The sequence below is a fragment of the Hymenobacter sp. R533113 genome, assembly GCF_056835965.1.
The window spans coordinates 119,377-136,559 of the sequence record NZ_JAKWBD010000014.1; the positions used below are offsets into that span (position 1 = coordinate 119,377).

Consider the following 17,183-nt stretch of genomic DNA (forward strand, 5'->3'; position numbering starts at 1 on the left):
TTTTTCGTAACTTGCGGGCTTCACAAAGTACTCATTCACTGGTGCCGAAAAAGCCCCCTGGGGGGCTTTTTTAGGCTTACTTAAGTTTCTCTATGGCGGAAGGCGAAAAGATCATTCCGATTAACATTGAAGATGAGATGCGCGGGGCCTACATCGACTATTCGATGTCAGTTATTGTATCCCGGGCTCTGCCAGATGTGCGCGACGGTTTGAAACCCGTGCACCGGCGCGTGCTTTATGGCATGAGCGAGCTGGGCGTATCCTATAATAAATCCTACAAGAAAAGTGCCCGTATCGTGGGCGAAGTGCTGGGTAAATACCACCCGCACGGCGACTCCTCGGTATATGATACCATGGTGCGCATGGCCCAGGACTGGAGCCTGCGCTACCCGCTGGTCGACGGGCAGGGCAACTTCGGTAGCATCGACGGCGACTCGCCGGCTGCCATGCGCTATACCGAGGCCCGTCTGAAGCGTTTGGCCGATGAGCTTTTGGGTGATCTGGACAAAGAAACGGTTGATTTTCAGCCCAACTTTGACGACTCCCTCGAAGAGCCTTCGGTAATGCCGGCCAAGTTCCCGAACCTGTTGGTAAACGGCACCACGGGTATTGCCGTGGGTATGGCCACCAACATGGCGCCTCACAACCTGACGGAGGTGGTCAGCGGCATCATTGCCTACCTCGACAACGCTGAGATTACCATCGCCGAGCTGATGGAGTACGTTACGGCTCCTGACTTTCCGACCGGGGGCACTATTTACGGCTACGAGGGGGTAAAGCAAGCCTTCGAAACCGGCCGCGGCCGGGTAGTCATGCGGGCTAAAGCCCACTTCGATACCCTGCCCAGCGGTAAGGAGCAGATCATCATCACCGAGATTCCCTATATGGTGAATAAGGCTTCGATGATTGAGAAAACCGCTGCTCTGATCAACGAGAAGCGCATCGAAGGCATTTCGGATTTGCGCGATGAGTCGGACCGCGACGGTCTGCGCATCGTCTACGATCTGAAGCGCGACGCCATGCCCAACGTGGTGCTCAACAACCTGTACCGCTACACCCAGCTGCAAAGCAGCTTCGGCGTCAACAACGTGTGCTTGGTAAAAGGCCGCCCGATGACGCTGAACCTGAAGGAGCTGATTCATTACTTCGTCGAGCACCGCGCCGACGTAGTAGTGCGCCGCACCCGCTATGAGTTGGCCGAAGCGCAGAAGCGTGCCCATATCCTGGAGGGTCTGCTTATTGCCCTGGATCATCTGGATGAAGTAATTAAGCTTATTCGCGGTTCCCGCGACGGTGAGGTAGCTCGTGCCCAGCTTATCGAGCGCTTCAAGCTCAGCGAAGTGCAAGCCCGTGCCATTCTGGATATGCGCCTGCAGCGCCTTACAGGCCTGGAGCGCGACAAAATTGTGCAGGAATATGATGAGCTGATGAAGCTGATCGACCACCTGAAGGCGGTACTGGCTTCTGATGTATTGCAGCGGCAGATTATCAAAGACGAGCTGCTCGATATCCGGGAGCGTTACGGCGATAAGCGTCGGACCGCGATTGAGTACGCCGGTGGCGACTTTAGCATGGAGGATATGATTGCCGACGAGAGCATGGTAATCACCATCTCCAATGAAGGCTACATCAAGCGCACCGCCCTCGACGAATACCGGTCGCAGGGTCGGGGAGGAGTTGGCTCCCGCGGCGCGTCCTCCAAGCAGGATGACTTTACTTCTAATCTGTTCGTAGCGACCACCCACGAATACCTTTTGTTCTTCACGGAACTGGGCCGGGTATTCTGGCTGAAAGTATACGAAGTGCCAGAAGGAGGGAAGAACGCCAAAGGACGCCCCATCCAGAACCTGATCGAGATTCCCCGCGAAGACTCGGTTCGTTCCGTGCTGAACGTGCGGGGCCTGCGAGATCCGGATTACCTGGAAAACACCTTCCTGATGTTCTGCACTGAGCAGGGAACCGTGAAAAAGACGCCGTTGGAAGCTTATTCGCGTCCTCGCACGGCGGGTATCAATGCCATCACCATTAATGAAGGCGACCGACTGCTGGATGTGCAGCTCACTACGGGCAGCAGCGAAATTGTAGTTGCCTTACGTTCGGGCCGGGCAGTGCGGTTCCCCGAAGGCAAAGTGCGTTCTATGGGCCGTAATGCTGCCGGCGTGCGTGGTATCACCTTAGCGAATGCCAATGACCGCGTAGTAGGTATGGTCTGCGTGTCGGATCCTTCGCAGGAGTTGCTGGTTGTATCGGAAAACGGCTACGGCAAGCGCTCTGAGCTGCAAGAGTACCGCATTACCAACCGTGGCGGCAAAGGTGTGCAGGCCATGAAGGTGACAGACAAGACTGGTGCGCTGGTTGCCATCAAGGACGTGAATGACACGGACGACTTGATGATCATCAATAAGTCAGGTATCATTATTCGTCTGCGTGTAGCTGATTTGCGCATCATTGGTAGGGCCACGCAAGGTGTCCGACTACTGAAGATCAGTGCGGGCGACGAAATTTCATCCGTTGCTAAAGTAGCTGCCGAGGAAAAGGAGGAAGAAATTCTGAATGGAAATGGGGAAGACGGCAGTGCTGGCAGTGCTCACCCTATTGATGTCGATGCCTCAGCCGATTTAGCTACACTAACTGATCCTGAGCAGCTTAGCGATAACTAAGCTTACTTTGGTGGCTGAAAATTGATAGTAATGATGGTTTTTCTGTCGTTACTGTCTTTTTTCAGCCATTTTTGTTTCTCAACCGCTTTACTCACAACCCAAGGCTGAACCAAGCGCTGATTTTCCGCGTTTGGGCAGCAATTCCTTTCTTTCACCCTAATTCCTGCGTTTCATCTCTATGAAGAAGATTCTTTTGACCCTGGTTGCTGCAGCCACCCTCCACACTGCCTCAGCTCAAAACTCGGCTGTTACCAACGCGATTCTATTCCAACGTCAGGGTACGCTTGACAAGGCCCGTACGGAGATCGACAAGGCCGTGCAGAATCCAAAAACCTCTACCAAGGCTAAAACCTGGTATACGCGCGGCGAGATTTATGATGGCTTAGCTGCCAGCCCCATTTATGGCAAAGCCTTAGGTGCTGGTGAGGGAGCAAAAAATGCTTTTGAATCGTATCAGAAAGCCATTGAGTTGGATGGTAAGGACGGTGAATTCGGTAAACAGGCTGTCGCGAAAATGGATAATCTGTACGGCTTGGCCCTCAACGCCGGCGTAGAAAGCTACAACGGTAAGAATTTCGATGAGGCTATCAAGTCGTACCAAATGGCCCAGCAGATCCGGCCCCAGGATACAACTGCTTATCTGTACGCTGCTTACGCAGCCGAAGCCAAGCAGGATTTTACGTCGGCCAAAGCTACCTATAGTAAGCTGCAGGCAATGAACTATAAGTCGCCGCAGATGTACGGCCGCTTGCTGCAGATTGCTCGCGAGGAAAAAAATGATGCTGAAGCTATGAAAGTAGTGCAGCAGGCTTTGCAAGCATATCCCAATAACAAGGCATTTATGCTGGAAGAGCTGAACATGTACCTGGCTGCGGGTCGTGGCAAGGAAGCACTGGATAAAATCGACCGTGCTATTGCGGCTGACCCGACCAACTCAAACTTGTATGCAGTAAAAGGCTCCATTTTGGATCAGAACAAGCAGCCAGAGCAAGCGTTGGCCGCTTATCGTAAGGCGGTTGAGGTTAACCCAGACAACTTTGACGCTCAGTTCAACATGGGCGTGTATAACTACAACAAAGCGGCTGAGAACTTCACCAAGGCCAGCAAGATGGACATGGCCAGCTACCAGAAGTCGGGCAAGAAGCTGGAAGCCGACGGCAAGAAGTATTTCGAGCAAGCGTTGCCGCACTTTGAAAAGGCGTTGCAATTGCAGCCCGATGATCGGGCAACCATTTCGTCTTTGCAGAAAGTATATGTTCGTCTAGGGCGTAACGCTGATGCAGAGAAAATGAACTCGAAGCTTGAGACACTCAAGAAATAGAACACAACTCCGGGGAGTAAGTATTGGGGGAGTAAGTATTCAGTAGCCCGAGTATCAAGGTGGTGCTCGGGCTACTTTTTGAAAACACTACTTAACATAATATAAATTATAAGACAAATAGAGCTTATGGATTTGGTGGCTGTCAGTAAGCTCAATTCAGATTCTAATGCCATTGCCAGGAATAAGTAATAAGTAAAAAGTAGAATGTGACTGACAATCCACGCAAACTGAAACCCGCGCTACTCTAAGTCTGGTCATGAGCTTTGTCTGGTCATGTGTAAACAAAACCAATCAAAACCAATAATGCCTACGCGACTTATACACACTTATGTCTTAGAAGAGTTAAAACTCAGGTCACGGCAGTGACTGAAGCTTCTTAAAAAGGTTTACGCTTTTAATCACGCTTAATCAAAACCTATTTAACAGTAACTAATGATCATATACAATCTGAATCAGTATTCGCCTTCAAAGCTAAGGTTCAGGCATTCTTAAAGCTTAAGTCACTCCTACTGATACACTCTCTTTAAAGGCCTTTAATAAGCACTTAGGAATTGGATTTGAATAATCTATGCCAAGGCAAATAAATCGATTGTAGGGCTTCTACTGCGCTAATAGCCCCTGGTTAATTCCCATCCGTTCCTGCCCGGCCCTGACATTAGATTAGTATTTAAATATCATTGGTATAGACTGATTTATAAACACTTGCAAGGTAGTATTTCTATGATAATCTATTAAAGCACAAAATAGTATATAACAGTAGTAAATAGCATTACTTTTTTATACTTTGTACTACTGTTATATACTTATATATCTTATACTTATATTTCTTATACTTGTACTCGCATTAATTATATATATCATCTCACTTATATGCCTAAGACCATTGAGTATCCTCGCACCAGTTACCTGAGTGCCTGGGAAGTCGCTGAAGTAGTTGATGACACTGGTGGCAAGTGCGCTATAGAGACATGCGCTCGTAAGCTCAACAGAAAAGTAAGTGGCTCTTTTAAAGCAATTATAGGCTCAGCTGTAAAGTTTGGGCTTATAACCAGCAAGCGTGAGTTACTTACTACCACGAACTTGTTTCGTCGAATCAAACATGCCTATGATAAACAGGAGGAGAAGATATATCATAGAGAAGCATTTCTGCATCCACCGCTCTTTACCCAGATATGCCGTAAGTTTCGCAGTCGTGAGCTACCAGTGCATATGCTGGATGTAATGCTGATCAGAGAATTCGGCGTTGAAGAAATTAATGCTCAGAATGTAGCAAAGGCATTTGTGGAAGGTGCCCGCATGGTTGGAGTGATGGATGAGCGCAATGTGGTAGCGGACATCGATCAGTTAGCAGCCCAGCAACCTCCGCGGCGTGAGCTAGCCAGTACGGACATGCCTATGAATCTATTCCGGGGGCCGGTAACGCCTGCTACTGAAACCTCCGTTGCCTCAGATACCTCCGCTACAATAAAACCCTCCGAAGCAGATACCAAACGTATTCCTAATAGTATTAACGCTATAGGGAGTCTTGTACCAAAGGTATCCTCCAGGGATGCCGTATCTGCGCTCTTTGGACTAGACACAGACGATCTGGAACAAGAGGTTGAGGGCATGCCCCCTAAAGCACCGGGACGAGAACCGTCAGCCTTTAGCAGGGAGATGATTCCACCTGTGCCTGTGCAGACAAATACTCCATCTGTTGCTACCAGTAGTGCGGTCGCCCCGAACGTCGTCAGTAATCCAGTTTCGGCACCGGCACCTACCAATACGAGTTCAACACCTTCATTCTCCATCCATATCACCGGACCAGGTATGGATACTCAGTTTAACATTCAGGATCTGGATGACGTGGAGATTGTACGTATACTTTTAGAGAAAATCAGGAGGCAGTTAGCCGGGTAGCTTTGCTGATACGTACTACTGCCCTATTGTCAGTTATCATTAATACAGGAAGACTCTCCTTTATTAATAAATTATGTTAAGTAAATTATTATGTTTTTCTTTAACTCCTAACCTCTTCGAATGAAATCCATAATTCCCCGTGTACTTGTTTCCCTCCTGAGTTTAGCGGTCTTTGTGGCCTGTGAACCCCAACAGTCGACCGCTTCTTCCCCATCAGACAGCACCCAGGCTATGCAGCGGGAGAACGATAGATTAAAGAGCCAGAATGATAGCCTTCAGAAGCTATTGGAAAGTGAACGGATGACACCCCGCTCAGAAATGCCCCCCACTACCCTACCAGCGGCGACCGATACAGCGGCCACAACAATTCCTTAAATTCGGAAGCTGCTTTGAAAGAGCCTGCTGCGCACGCTGCCTATCGCTGGAGCGTGCGCAGCAGCTGGGGGACATTATCAACCTCGATGGCATCGGGGTGCGCTCCTACTAAGCGTCGGATCGAGGCCGCCGAACGCCCGCCAAACAGGACCGCGTCGAAGCCCGCCGACTGAACCTGGGCAACTTGCTCGGGGGTAGCCATAGCTTTGGGCATTACAATGGCCTGAACACCGATAGCCCTGGCTGCGACCAAACCCTCGCTTAGATCTTGCTCTTTAGTTACTTCCAACCCCAGCGGAACCTGCGGGAGCGCTTGCCGGAGTTGGCGTAATGTAGGTTGATAGGTTGTCAGAATAAGCAGACGATCTGTGGGCACCTTGTAGCGACGTAGCAAGGACGCCAGCGCGCGAACCAAAGCCGGGGAACGGGTATACTCTCCACCGCACCCATCGTGCTCGTGCAAATCGAGGTGCAGGTAGGGATACTGCGGATAGCGGGCAGCGCGCGCCAGCAAAGTTTCCAACGTCACAATGCGTTCGTTATGAAACAAATCGTAGCCCCAGCCGCCCCGATACGGAAGCTTCACCAAAGCCGCCGCGGGCTGCTGGCTAACGCAGCTACTGCCGGTGGTCATGCTGTTGAGCGTCGGGTCATGGTAGAGAATCGGGATACTATCCTGGCTTAGCTGCACATCAATCTCCACGCCGTCGGCACCCTGCGCCAGGGCCTTCTCCACGCCGGCAAGGCTGCTGGGCGGCAAGGGGTTGAAGGGGTTCAGGGGCGTAAAGAAACCGGAGCCGGCGTGGCCAATAACCTGAATATGACCACCGTGGCGGTTAGTCACTGAACCGGGCACCGAGGCATTAGACTCCCAGATCAGGCGGCCGGCACCCAGTATGCCAATCAAAAGCAGTGCGCTCCCTCCTATCCGGCGGGCTCGGTTCGTTAGACGCATAGCCCGCAAGTTCGTCGTTTAAGCTGGCTTCCTACCTACGCTCAACCGCATAATTCATTTTACCTTTGGTCCAGCTTTACTGCTCTCTCCTTCTTTGCTTATGCCTTCGGTTCTGGTTACGGGTTGCGCCGGCTTTATTGGGTCCCATCTTTGTGAGCGGCTGCTGGCCGATGGCTATCAGGTGGTAGGCCTGGACAACTTTGACCCCTTTTATGACCGTAGCCTTAAGCAGGCCAACCTGGGGGGCTTTTTGCAGCATTCGAACTTTCGTTTTCACGAGCTGGACCTACGCGCCGGCCCCGACGCGCTGACGTACGCCCTGGGCGATACCGCCATCGACCTAGTACTGCATTTGGCGGCCAAAGCCGGCGTTGGGCCTTCGGTGCGGGAACCGGCGGCCTACCTGGAGAACAATGTGCTGGGCACGACCCACCTGCTGGAATGGATGCGGCTGCGGGGCGTAGGCAAGCTGTTTTTTGCCTCGTCCTCCTCGGTGTACGGCAACACGCCCCAGCGGCCCTTTCGCGAAGACCAATCGTTGCTGCAGGCCTGCATTTCGCCGTACGCGGCCTCGAAGCTGGCCGGTGAACAGCTGACCTACACCTACCACCACCTTTATGGGCTAAGTGTACTGAACGCTCGCTTTTTCACCGTCTTTGGCCCCCGCCAACGCCCCGATCTGGCCATTCACAAGTTTGTGCGTCTGCTACGAGCCGGCGAACCTATTCCGGTATTTGGCGACGGCACCACGGCCCGCGACTACACTTTTGTGCTGGATACCGTGGATGGCATTGCCCGCGGCGTGGCGTACTTGCTGGCCCAGCCCGCGGGCTTTCACACGGTGAATCTGGGCAACAGCCAGCCCGTTACCTTACTGGAACTCATTGAGGCAGTCGGAAAAGCGGTCGGAATTGCCCCCCAGCTGGTGTTCCAGCCCATGCAGGCCGGCGACGTCGATGTTACCTACGCCGACATCAGTAAGGCTCGTGAGCTGCTGGGCTACGCTCCCCAGACCTCTTTGGCGGAGGGTCTCCGGCAGTTTGTAGAGTGGGAAATGAGGGAAAGGGCATTAGCTACCGCAAGCCTGCGCTAAGCCGCCACTCCGGGCAACATCTTCTCATTCTGAAGGCGCAGACGCTGGCAAAGGACCCGCATAATATTGCGGGCCACTTCAGCGCACTCTTCCATTACATCGTAAAAGTCTTCCTGGTCAATGCGAAAGGCGACGACCGGGCCCAGGGCCATTGCGGTAGCCGAACGCGCTTCAGCATCTAATAAAGCCAGCTCGCCAAAGAAATCACCCTTACGGAAAGTGGTCAGCTGCACCGGGCCATCGAAGATACCGACCTCGCCCTGACACACAATAAACAAGGAGTTGCCCAGGGTGCCTTTCACGAAGATCTCCTGAGCGGGCTGAAAAGAGACCTCCTGCATAATGGGCACAATGGTGCCCAGCACACTCTCAGGCGTTTCGGCAAACAGAGCCGTTCCTTTCAGCAGCAGTACGCGCTCCCGCGCCGATACACAGGAAGCGGTAGCGTGGGCATTGTTCATAAGCAGCTGATTTACATCAGGGTAAAGAGTGAGTAATTGGTCGTAAGCCGCGGGGCGCTGCACGGGCAGCTGCCGCAGCACCGTCATGGCGCTCTCCTGAACCAGAATGTTCGTAGCCTGCAAGTGGGGGTAAATACACAATGGTCTCCGGGTTCGGGTGCCACTGCAGCAGTGCTACGCTGATAGTCCAGGTTGAAAAGGACGAAGAGCCGCGACGCACGATGGCGGTTTGAATAAGCTCGGCGGAGGTCAGGGGCCCCAATAAGCTATCGAAGGTTTGTACCTTATCCCGCAGCCGGCCAGAGTCGAGCAATGCCTGCAAGCCCTGATACAGCGGCCGGGGAATTAAGTTATCCAGAATCTCCAGGGCATTGGCCTGCCTCTCGCCCGCCGAGTGAGCTACCCCGCGCTGGGCATCCAATATGTGCTGGCGCTCATAGATCTGCATCAGCAACCAGAATAAGCGCTGCTGTGCCCTTTTTAGCTCGTAGCGCAAGGCCGAACGCAGCTCAGCGTTAGCCCCACTCATACCGTGCAGGACTTGTTGGGCCAGGCGCATTTCCTTCTCTACCAGCCGCTGAAACATTGGCGCATCGGTGGGTACCGTGGCGTAGCTGCTCAGGGCTCGCAATACGGCGGCCCGTGCGTGCAGATTAGAAGTCTGGGCTACTTCCACCAATACCTGCCGCGCCTCGGGGCTCGCCAGACGGGCACATACCTGTGATAGGAAGTGAAGGTAGCGCCCGTCAAGGCCCTGCGTCAAGGCTTCCTTTATCCGGGGCAAAGCACCCGCCCCCACCCCCACCAGGCTGTCGGCGGCGGCATGCCGCACCGCTTTGTTGCGTAGCAAACCCAGCAAATCATCCACCAGGGCCGGATTGGTCGTGTCGGCGGCGGCTACAATAGCGGCCTGCACCACCTCCGGCACCGAGCTATGCAGGCAAGTAGTCAGGAGTTCCGTTTGTTGCTCGGGGGCCAGAAAGCGAATCAGCCCCAGCGCCACGAGGCGGGAGCTGGTGTCGGGCGAAGCCAGGATGGCCGTCAGGCTTTCCCAGGCCTTAGTGTCCGTTGGGGCTTGCTCCAGCCGGCCCCGCAAGGCTCCTCTCCGCACCACCAGATCCGAATGGTGCAGCAAATCATTCGCCTCCGGGTGGCGGCCGGCCAGGGTGCTGGCGGTTTCGCGCAGCTTCGGGTCCGGGTCGTCGAGGGCCAGGCGCCGTAGCAAGCCAGCATCGGCCTGATGCCCTACCAGGCGCAGCACCCGCGTGCGCACCCGGCTATCCGTGTGCGAGAGCAAGGCTTCCGTGTTCTGTACCAGCGCCCCTGAGCCGGCTTTCAGCAGATCTTCAATCGCCTGCAGAGCCTCTTCGACCGTATTGTCGGTCTCCTCATCCTCTTGCGTCGAGGATAGGCCGCTGGGGGGCAAATTGGGCGCAAAGCTGGCCTCAAACCGTAAGCCCAGCGCGTCCTTCAGCTCATCCAGATACTTCCAGTAGGTGCGCTGCAGCAAAAACACAGCCCCCAGCAGCAGCAGCCCCATCCACACAAACGGCACCCACTGATTCAGGGCCGGGGAATCGCGCAAGCCAAACAGCAGCAAGCCCCCAAACCCCAGACCCAAGGGCTCATAGAAACCTTTCGCCAGGGTATGACCTTCCAGGCGTTCCAGGGGCGTGAGCGGTTGAAAAAGCACCAGAAAGACCGGCTCAAACAACGCCCGCCGCAGCACTTCCAGCGCCAGATAAAGCCCCCCAAAATACACCAGCAGCAGGGCGGGGTCAACGGCAGCCACCTGCAAGGCCCCGAATAACAGGATACCGCCCAAGGCCGTGAGCGGCAGCAAGGCCAGGGTCCAGCGCACCCCGAGGCGGTCGATGCCGTGGCGCGTAAAAAGCAGCTTAAACAGCATGGCCAGCAGGTAAGTAAGCGCCAAAACGCCCCCCACGTACTGCAAAATCGTGGTCTGATCCTGCAGCTTGTACTTCACGTTCACGAAGAAGATATACTCCACGCCTACCGCTACCGCCGCGATGGCCGTCAGGCTAAGACCCATGGCGTGAATCAGGGGGCTGGCCCCAAATACCTGACGCACCAGCGCCGACTGCACCGGCCGCGCCACCCTGGGCAAGCCCGGCCGCGCCGCTACTACTTGTGACTTGAACGTGGCCCGCTGGATCACCGAGGCCAGCACATACGCGCCGGCGGCGGTTAGCAGCAGTACGTACAACTCATTATAGGCATGTACCACCACGGCCAACACCGCCCCGAGGGCTTTGGCGGGCATATCGCCGGCGCTGATAATGCTGAACAGCCGCCGGCCCTGTCGCACGTTGAAGACCACCGCCGACATGCCCCAGAACTCCAGGTTAGTCAGCAGATAAATCAGGCGGTAGCCACTCATGATGGCCACGGCCGTCGTTACCGACGGCCCCCGCAAGAGCAGCAACGCCAGCACCAGGGTGAGCACCACCGCGACCAGTAGGGCGCGCACGGCCAGCTTGTGCAACAGCCAATGGTGTTCAAAGTGCGCGTACAGCTTGCCCACGGCCATCATAGCCAACGCACCCACGCAATACGCCAGGGGCAGATTGCGCTCGGGGTTTTCTTCCAGCAGCAGCACATTGGCCGTCACGTACACCAGGATGGTGCCGATGCCCAGCAGGAAGTTATGCGCGAAAAACAACCAGACCGTCTTCGTCTCGCCGGGCCGTATTCCCAGAAATCGATATAGCTTCTCCATCAGAATTCTTCAGTTAAAAAAGCCCCCCAGCCGCCCACTAGGAGACGGGGCCAGCCACAACGGGGCGGCTTAGTGCAAGGCCCGCTTCTTTACCAGTCCGCCTTTGGTATCGCTGATGCTTTGCATGACCACAAACGCGTTCGGATCGATTTTATGAATCTCATCGGTCAGGCCCATGACCTCCAGCCGGGTAACGACCGTGAAAATAGCTTCTACTTTCAGGTGCTGATGCCCGTGCGAGCCGTAGCCCTGGGTGACCTCAAACACCGTAGCGCCCCGGCGCAGCTTGTTGGTGATCATCTGCCGGATTTCGGTGCTGTGAAAGGAGATGATGGTCAGGCCGGTGTATTCCTCGATGCCCACCAGGATAAAGTCCACGGTTTTGGCGGCTGATAAGTACGCCAGAATAGAGTATAAAGCGGTTTCGATGGACAGCAGCCAGGCGGCAACTCCAAAGATGATAATATTGATAATCAGCACGATATCGCCAATGGAAAGCGGCAGCTTGCGACTAAGCCAGAGGGCCAGAATCTCCGTGCCGTCGAGCACGCCGCCGCCCCGCATGGCCAGACCGATGCCCGCCCCCAGAAAGAAGCCGCCAAACACCGCAATCAGCAGCTTATCATCCGTAACGCTGGGGAATGAAACAATAAGCAGCGCCCCGGCCAGGGCCAGAATGGTCAGCAGGGTTTTGAGGGCGAATTTCCGCCCCAGCTGATAGTAGCCTAAGACAATAAAGGGGATATTGATAACCAAGATCAGCAGCGACAGGGATATGCCCGTCAACTGACTTACCAGCAGGGACATACCCGTGACGCCGCCATCAATAAAATCGTTGGGCAACAGGAAGCCTTTCAAGCCCAGGGCCGCCGAAAAAACGCCCGCCAGCAGCAGTAGGGTTTGGACTATCGCTCGGCGCACCCAGCGCTGCGACACATTATAAAACAGCTTATAGTCGGCCGGGGCCGCCTCAGCGGCTTCCACCGGCGCAGCTACCACTTGCCGGGCGTAGCGTTTGGTGCGAAAGCGCGAAGGAATGAGGTGATCGAGCAACATTGCAGCCAGCAAAAGCCAGATGTTCACTACCGATATACGCTCAGCCAGCCAGCCAGTGGCCGCTGCCTGATCAACGCGGAAAACGTCAGTCGCTAGCCCATGGCATGTACGCACCGACACCGAAGCACCGAATCTGAGGCAGTGCCCATTTCTTTTTAAAGAATATAGGGAGCACTATTCAACAATATCGAATTAATTTAAATGATTCACAAAATAATACTTGAGCTACGCAGGTTGCTTTTTGGGGTCAGCGGGCAGGCTAATAGTGAATTCCGTGTATTCGCCTTCCTTACTTTCCACGCTGAGCGTACCGCCGTGGCCTTTGGTGATGATGTCGTAGCTCAGCGACAGGCCCAGGCCTGTGCCCTCGCCCGTGGGCTTGGTGGTGAAGAAGGGCTGGTATATCTTCTCACGCACCGCCGCCGGAATTCCATTGCCGTTATCGCGTACCCGCACCTGCACCATGTCGCCCACCCGGCGGGTTTGCACGCATACCTCCGCAGAGTAGCCCGCCGGCGCTTGCCGGCGCTTTTCTGCTACAGCGTAAAAGGCGTTGGTGAGCAGGTTCAAAAATACCCGACTCAGATCCTGGGGCAATACCAATAGGGGCTCCAGAGTTGGGTCCAGATCGGTAGTGAGAGTGGCGTTGGAATCCTTGCTCTTGGCCCGCCAGCCGTGGTAAGCCAGGCGCAGACTTTCCTCAACCAGGGCATTTATATTCGTGGGCTGCCGCTGCGAGCTATTCGCTCTGGAGTGCTCCAGCATACTTTTCACGATGCGGTCGGCGCGGTGCCCGTGCTGGTGAATGCGGTTCTGGTTTAGAATCAGCTCCCGCAGCAGCAGCTGGATGTTGTGTTGGCCACTTTCCGACAGGCGCTCTTTGGCCAATTCCTCCTCCAGCTCCGCTACCAGATCAACGCTCAGGTCGGAGAAGTTGGTGACGAAGTTCAGCGGGTTCTGCATCTCGTGGGCAATGCCGGCGGTTAGCTCCCCCAGGCTGGCCATTTTCTCCCGCTGCACCAGCTGGGTTTGCGTCGTTTTCAGCTCGGCGAGAGCCTGCTCCAGATCATTACGCTGGGCCAGTAACTCCGCGGTGCGGGCCGCCACCTGCTGTTCCAGCTGCTCATTCTGTTGAGACAATAGCTGCTGCTTTTCCTGCTCCTGCACCAGTCGCCGCCGCTGCTCCCGAATCAGAATGGTCACAATGCCCAGGGCCAGCAGCAGCAGGATGGGGCCAACGAGCAGAAAGGGAATCAGGACGTCGGGCATGGCAAGAGCCAGCTAAGCTCAGTTCAGCGTAAAAACAACGAAGCCGGATGTCTACTACAAGATAAGCATCCGGGGGGCAAAATCAGCGGCTCCCGTCGCCTCATTTATCCTGAAGAAGTTGTTTCGATTTGGCAACCGCGGAAGGTGTGAGCGGGTAGGAAACGACCAGCAACAGGGCGGGTAGCGGCTGCCCCAGCAGGCGGTAAGGCCGGGGGCGCCAACTGCTATAGTGCAACCACCGAGGCAGGGCCCCGCGCACCGAAACACTTACGGGAGTAAAGCTGAACATCCAGGCCAACAAAGCCATATGGACGGCGGCCAGAAACGTATCAGGACTGCTCAGTAGCGTGTCCAACCGTATCATAGTGGCAATATCATAGTCCGCATTATAGATGATATTGATCGCCGCATACGTGACCACCGAGCAGGAGCAATACACCAGAATAGCAACGCTAAAGAAGAACTCGGGCTGCTTTTCCAGCTCGAAGGGCGCACTTCGGGTAAGGTAGACCACATGAATAATGGCCAGGGTAACCAGGATGGTGCACCCCAGGGCCTGGGCGTAGCTGTTCACGTCCGTAAAAAGACCATTGAGCAGAGTAGCATCCAGGAAGGCAACCAGCAGAAATACCCCTATGCTTACGCGAATAAGCGGCTGTAGCCTTCCGGGGGGCAAAAGCCGCTGATACGTGCCCGCCAGCAGCAGCACCATGAGCACCGTGGCCAGGTGAAAAAGGTAGACGTTGTTGTAAATGGTGATGCGGCTGAGCGTGTCAATCGGGAAGAGAACAGTCTTTGCAGCCACATAATAAAATACTAAGCGGAGATTATAGGGAATATGCCGCCGCCGCAGGCAAGCACAGGCGAACGGCAGCACTGGTGCCGCCTCCAATACTCGATTTATTTGGTGAAGTGCGACCCAGGCATCCATAGCGCTTACTGTTGCTCTTCGAAGCTACCGCAGTTATGCGGGCATTTTTCCTCGCTTATGCCGAATGTGTACTCCCCAGTGAACCCATCCTTTAGCTGGATGGGGGTTTTCACTTCTTTCCCGGTACTATCAACGGCTGATATCAGTACGCCGAAGCCCTTTTTACCCGGCGTATACGTACGGTACACCCGTAACCCACTCACTTTCTTATCTGTCTCGGAGCCCTCCTTACCAATGAGCACCCGGATCAGCGAGTCGCTGAAGTAGTTGCTGGTAACTAGTGCTTTCTGAGTGTTTTTGTATGTCTTTATCGATTGCAGGGCCGCATCGTAAGCGGCCCTGGTGGCTGGCACCCGGCCGGCGCGCGGATTAAACCTGTCGCCCGGTAGCAGCGCTACGGAATCCTGGCTTGTTTCTTCCTCCACCGTGTCAGACGGCGTTTGCGTGACTACTTGCCCCGTGCTTCCTTCTTTTGATTTTGGGCCTTCACAGCTAAAAAGCCCCCCAGCACACGCTACAACCAAACTCCCCGCCACCCAACGCCGATTCGTACCTGTTTTCATAAAAGTTTATATGTAGTGAAAAGTCAAATGATTGGTTGAGAAGACAATGGCCTGCCAGCCCATCAGTCCATTTACCTGACCGCGTGCGGCTTACTCATATAGGACTTACGCACTTGCGGGGAGCAGGGCAGGAATGAGGGGCTTGGCGAGCAGCTGGCTCAAGTAGGGAGCCCATTGGTGCTGGTGGGCCTGATAAATCGTTTGGGCCGTTGATCGGGCAAACTCGCGCAGGGACACCCACGCCAGGTAGCAGCAGGCCAGATGGTTGCGCTGGGCCTGGGCACGGCGGCACTGGCATTTCTCGGCCCCGGTCAGCTGCTTGAAGCTGCGGTGAAACTCTTCCACCTGCCAGCGGGTGCGGGTGGTGGCCTCGACCAGCGGTTGGGTAAGCGTAAAGGCGAAGTTGTTGGTCACGACCCATTCAATGTCGCCGTTTGGGGCGACCAGCCGGAACAAGCGCACCGCAAACGGCACCTTCTGCAAGCGTACTTCCAAGCCGGTGCTCCACCCACCCGGCGGCGGGGCTACGTCGGCCAGGGACTGGTAGCCCCCCTCTTTGCTGGCACTCACTAACCGGTTGCTTTTCAGGGTCGTGAAAAACGTCCAACCGGCCCGCTGAATCAGCTTCAGGTTGTCGCTGCCGCTGTACCAGGCATCGAACAGGAGCGTGCGGGCCTGAATTTTATTTTCCGCCACGACGTGGGCGAACATGGCCTGGAAATGCTCGTTTTTGGTCAGGCCATCCAGCTCCGGGGCATAGACGCGGTAGTCCAGGGGCAGAAAATCCCCGGCCTGTCCGCTGCTGTGGACCAGGTTAACCAGGCAGATGCCGGTGACCAGGCCATGTTCGTTGCCCGAATACTGGCGTTTGGCTACTTCAATGAAGCGACTGTAGCGCTTGTCCTGCACGCTATCATCGACCAGCAAAAAGGCCTCCGGCGAGTCGTGGAGCAAGGGCAAGACCAACTCGCGCAACTGCGTGGGCGAAAACGAGCTGCGGCGCAGAAATCGGTTCACTTGATCGTGGCTCACCTGCGACAGGTGCTCGGCCAAGTGCGTACACGTATAATTGCGGGGCGTACTAAGCAGGTACTCGATGTAAGTCGCTTGCGTCACCATAAAGCCAGGCTTTTTCTCAAGTTACTACTAAGTGCGTAAGTCCTATCATATAAAGTAGCGCCCACACAATTCTCCGGGCATTTGTCTTCACTTATCCCAAATAGGTATTTCCCCTGGCTTTTAACCCCAGTTTGGTCTTCCAGGGTAGTGAGCGTCACCAGGTCAAGGCCATCTTTATCGACGCCTATCACTACTATTCTCTCCTGCCCTGCACTGTCAGCCAGATACACGCGTAGGCCTTCGCATTTACCGTTGGCCAACAGGTCTTTCACGATTTGCTTGCTCACGTAGCCATTGTGCAGGCCGGCGGCTGGGTGGGTATTCTTGTACCTTTTTACTGATTCAATCGCACTGGTATAGTCAGCTTTCGTCTTCGGCTTTCTTCCGGGTTTGGGCTTTTTAACTGGTTTCTGGCTTTCCGCTTCTGTACCTGTATCTGATTTAAGAACAGCAAAGTGATACAACGACGAATGATCTTCAGAACGATGTTCCTGGCTTGCGCTGGTTTGATTGCACCCGCTAAGCGTCCCGCTGGCAGCCAGCACTAAACAGCCCAGCCAGAAATGATTAGAACGTGTTTTCATAGAGCGCAGCTTAAGTGTGTTGTGAAACGGAGGCGGACCGCGTAAGCAACTTACTATCAACTTAGCGAAGCTTCTCAAGCTTCGTAGGAAACCCGCTAGGCACGTCTAATATCTATAAATTTTCTTTAAATAATATATACTCACCTCTGCCTATCCT

Annotated in this window: 13 protein-coding genes; 4 read left to right on the top strand and 9 right to left on the bottom strand. The window is 54.7% G+C overall.

The features are described from left to right. The first annotated feature begins 92 nt into the window (after positions 1 to 92). The 3 genes from gyrA (at position 93) to MKZ35_RS19415 (ending at position 5,880) form a co-directional block, all read left to right on the top strand. Complete coding sequence (gene gyrA / locus MKZ35_RS19405) at positions 93 to 2,660, top strand: DNA gyrase subunit A (protein WP_482514897.1); 2,568 nt, start codon at positions 93 to 95, stop codon at positions 2,658 to 2,660. A 178-nt stretch (positions 2,661 to 2,838) separates the two neighbouring features. Next, positions 2,839 to 3,981: a tetratricopeptide repeat protein gene (locus MKZ35_RS19410; RefSeq protein WP_482514898.1), complete on the top strand. Its 1,143-nt coding sequence runs from the start codon at positions 2,839 to 2,841 to the stop codon at positions 3,979 to 3,981. 870 nt (positions 3,982 to 4,851) lie between these two features. Continuing rightward, on the top strand, positions 4,852 to 5,880 hold the full coding sequence (locus MKZ35_RS19415) for a hypothetical protein (RefSeq protein ID WP_482514899.1): 1,029 nt from the start codon (positions 4,852 to 4,854) through the stop codon (positions 5,878 to 5,880). Positions 5,881 to 6,295: 415 nt separating this feature from the next. On the opposite strand, the gene MKZ35_RS19420 is transcribed toward MKZ35_RS19415, so the two are convergent. Further along, positions 6,296 to 7,162, bottom strand: coding sequence for a glycerophosphodiester phosphodiesterase (locus tag MKZ35_RS19420; protein WP_482514900.1), 867 nt, complete (start codon positions 7,160 to 7,162; stop codon positions 6,296 to 6,298). A 148-nt stretch (positions 7,163 to 7,310) separates the two neighbouring features. On the opposite strand from MKZ35_RS19420, the gene MKZ35_RS19425 reads away from it, so the two are divergent. Continuing rightward, the gene (locus MKZ35_RS19425; RefSeq protein WP_482514901.1) at positions 7,311 to 8,303 is read left to right on the top strand and encodes a GDP-mannose 4,6-dehydratase; all 993 of its coding nucleotides are present in this window, start codon (positions 7,311 to 7,313) and stop codon (positions 8,301 to 8,303) included. Here the strand turns inward: MKZ35_RS19425 and MKZ35_RS19430 are convergent. The 8 genes from MKZ35_RS19430 to MKZ35_RS19465 all read right to left on the bottom strand — a co-directional run bounded on the left by MKZ35_RS19430 (position 8,300) and on the right by MKZ35_RS19465 (position 17,026). After that, positions 8,300 to 8,887: a cyclic nucleotide-binding domain-containing protein gene (locus MKZ35_RS19430; protein ID WP_482514902.1), complete on the bottom strand. Its 588-nt coding sequence runs from the start codon at positions 8,885 to 8,887 to the stop codon at positions 8,300 to 8,302. The two genes, MKZ35_RS19425 and MKZ35_RS19430, sit on opposite strands and share 4 nt — an antisense overlap. Continuing rightward, complete coding sequence (locus tag MKZ35_RS19435) at positions 8,781 to 11,504, bottom strand: cyclic nucleotide-binding domain-containing protein (protein ID WP_482514903.1); 2,724 nt, start codon at positions 11,502 to 11,504, stop codon at positions 8,781 to 8,783. Before MKZ35_RS19435 ends, MKZ35_RS19430 begins: the two co-directional genes overlap by 107 nt. 69 nt (positions 11,505 to 11,573) lie before the next feature. After that, on the bottom strand, positions 11,574 to 12,560 hold the full coding sequence (locus MKZ35_RS19440; RefSeq protein ID WP_482514904.1) for a YitT family protein: 987 nt from the start codon (positions 12,558 to 12,560) through the stop codon (positions 11,574 to 11,576). Positions 12,561 to 12,785: 225 nt separating this feature from the next. Continuing rightward, positions 12,786 to 13,829: a sensor histidine kinase gene (locus tag MKZ35_RS19445; protein ID WP_482514905.1), complete on the bottom strand. Its 1,044-nt coding sequence runs from the start codon at positions 13,827 to 13,829 to the stop codon at positions 12,786 to 12,788. Positions 13,830 to 13,929: 100 nt separating this feature from the next. After that, on the bottom strand, positions 13,930 to 14,634 hold the full coding sequence (locus tag MKZ35_RS19450; RefSeq protein ID WP_482514906.1) for a hypothetical protein: 705 nt from the start codon (positions 14,632 to 14,634) through the stop codon (positions 13,930 to 13,932). Between the two features lie 131 nt (positions 14,635 to 14,765). Next, positions 14,766 to 15,323 carry a hypothetical protein gene (locus MKZ35_RS19455; RefSeq protein WP_482514907.1) on the bottom strand — a complete coding sequence of 186 codons (558 nt, stop codon included), beginning with the start codon at positions 15,321 to 15,323 and terminating at the stop codon, positions 14,766 to 14,768. A 105-nt stretch (positions 15,324 to 15,428) separates the two neighbouring features. After that, positions 15,429 to 16,442 (bottom strand): IS701 family transposase, encoded by a 1,014-nt coding sequence (locus tag MKZ35_RS19460; RefSeq protein ID WP_482511450.1) that lies wholly within the window; start codon positions 16,440 to 16,442, stop codon positions 15,429 to 15,431. Then, complete coding sequence (locus tag MKZ35_RS19465; RefSeq protein WP_482514908.1) at positions 16,436 to 17,026, bottom strand: hypothetical protein; 591 nt, start codon at positions 17,024 to 17,026, stop codon at positions 16,436 to 16,438. Before MKZ35_RS19465 ends, MKZ35_RS19460 begins: the two co-directional genes overlap by 7 nt. Positions 17,027 to 17,183 lie beyond the last annotated feature (157 nt).

What these genes read in the sequence shown, in the direction of transcription:
- gyrA (WP_482514897.1), top strand. Translation starts at nt 93, where the DNA reads ATGGCGGAAGGCGAAAAGATCATTCCGATTAACATTGAAGATGAGATG.
- MKZ35_RS19410 (WP_482514898.1), top strand. Translation starts at nt 2,839, where the DNA reads ATGAAGAAGATTCTTTTGACCCTGGTTGCTGCAGCCACCCTCCACACT.
- MKZ35_RS19415 (WP_482514899.1), top strand. Translation starts at nt 4,852, where the DNA reads ATGCCTAAGACCATTGAGTATCCTCGCACCAGTTACCTGAGTGCCTGG.
- MKZ35_RS19425 (WP_482514901.1), top strand. Translation starts at nt 7,311, where the DNA reads ATGCCTTCGGTTCTGGTTACGGGTTGCGCCGGCTTTATTGGGTCCCAT.
- MKZ35_RS19435 (WP_482514903.1), bottom strand. Translation starts at nt 11,504, where the DNA reads ATGGAGAAGCTATATCGATTTCTGGGAATACGGCCCGGCGAGACGAAG.
- MKZ35_RS19440 (WP_482514904.1), bottom strand. Translation starts at nt 12,560, where the DNA reads ATGTTGCTCGATCACCTCATTCCTTCGCGCTTTCGCACCAAACGCTAC.
- MKZ35_RS19445 (WP_482514905.1), bottom strand. Translation starts at nt 13,829, where the DNA reads ATGCCCGACGTCCTGATTCCCTTTCTGCTCGTTGGCCCCATCCTGCTG.
- MKZ35_RS19455 (WP_482514907.1), bottom strand. Translation starts at nt 15,323, where the DNA reads ATGAAAACAGGTACGAATCGGCGTTGGGTGGCGGGGAGTTTGGTTGTA.
- MKZ35_RS19460 (WP_482511450.1), bottom strand. Translation starts at nt 16,442, where the DNA reads ATGGTGACGCAAGCGACTTACATCGAGTACCTGCTTAGTACGCCCCGC.
- MKZ35_RS19465 (WP_482514908.1), bottom strand. Translation starts at nt 17,026, where the DNA reads ATGAAAACACGTTCTAATCATTTCTGGCTGGGCTGTTTAGTGCTGGCT.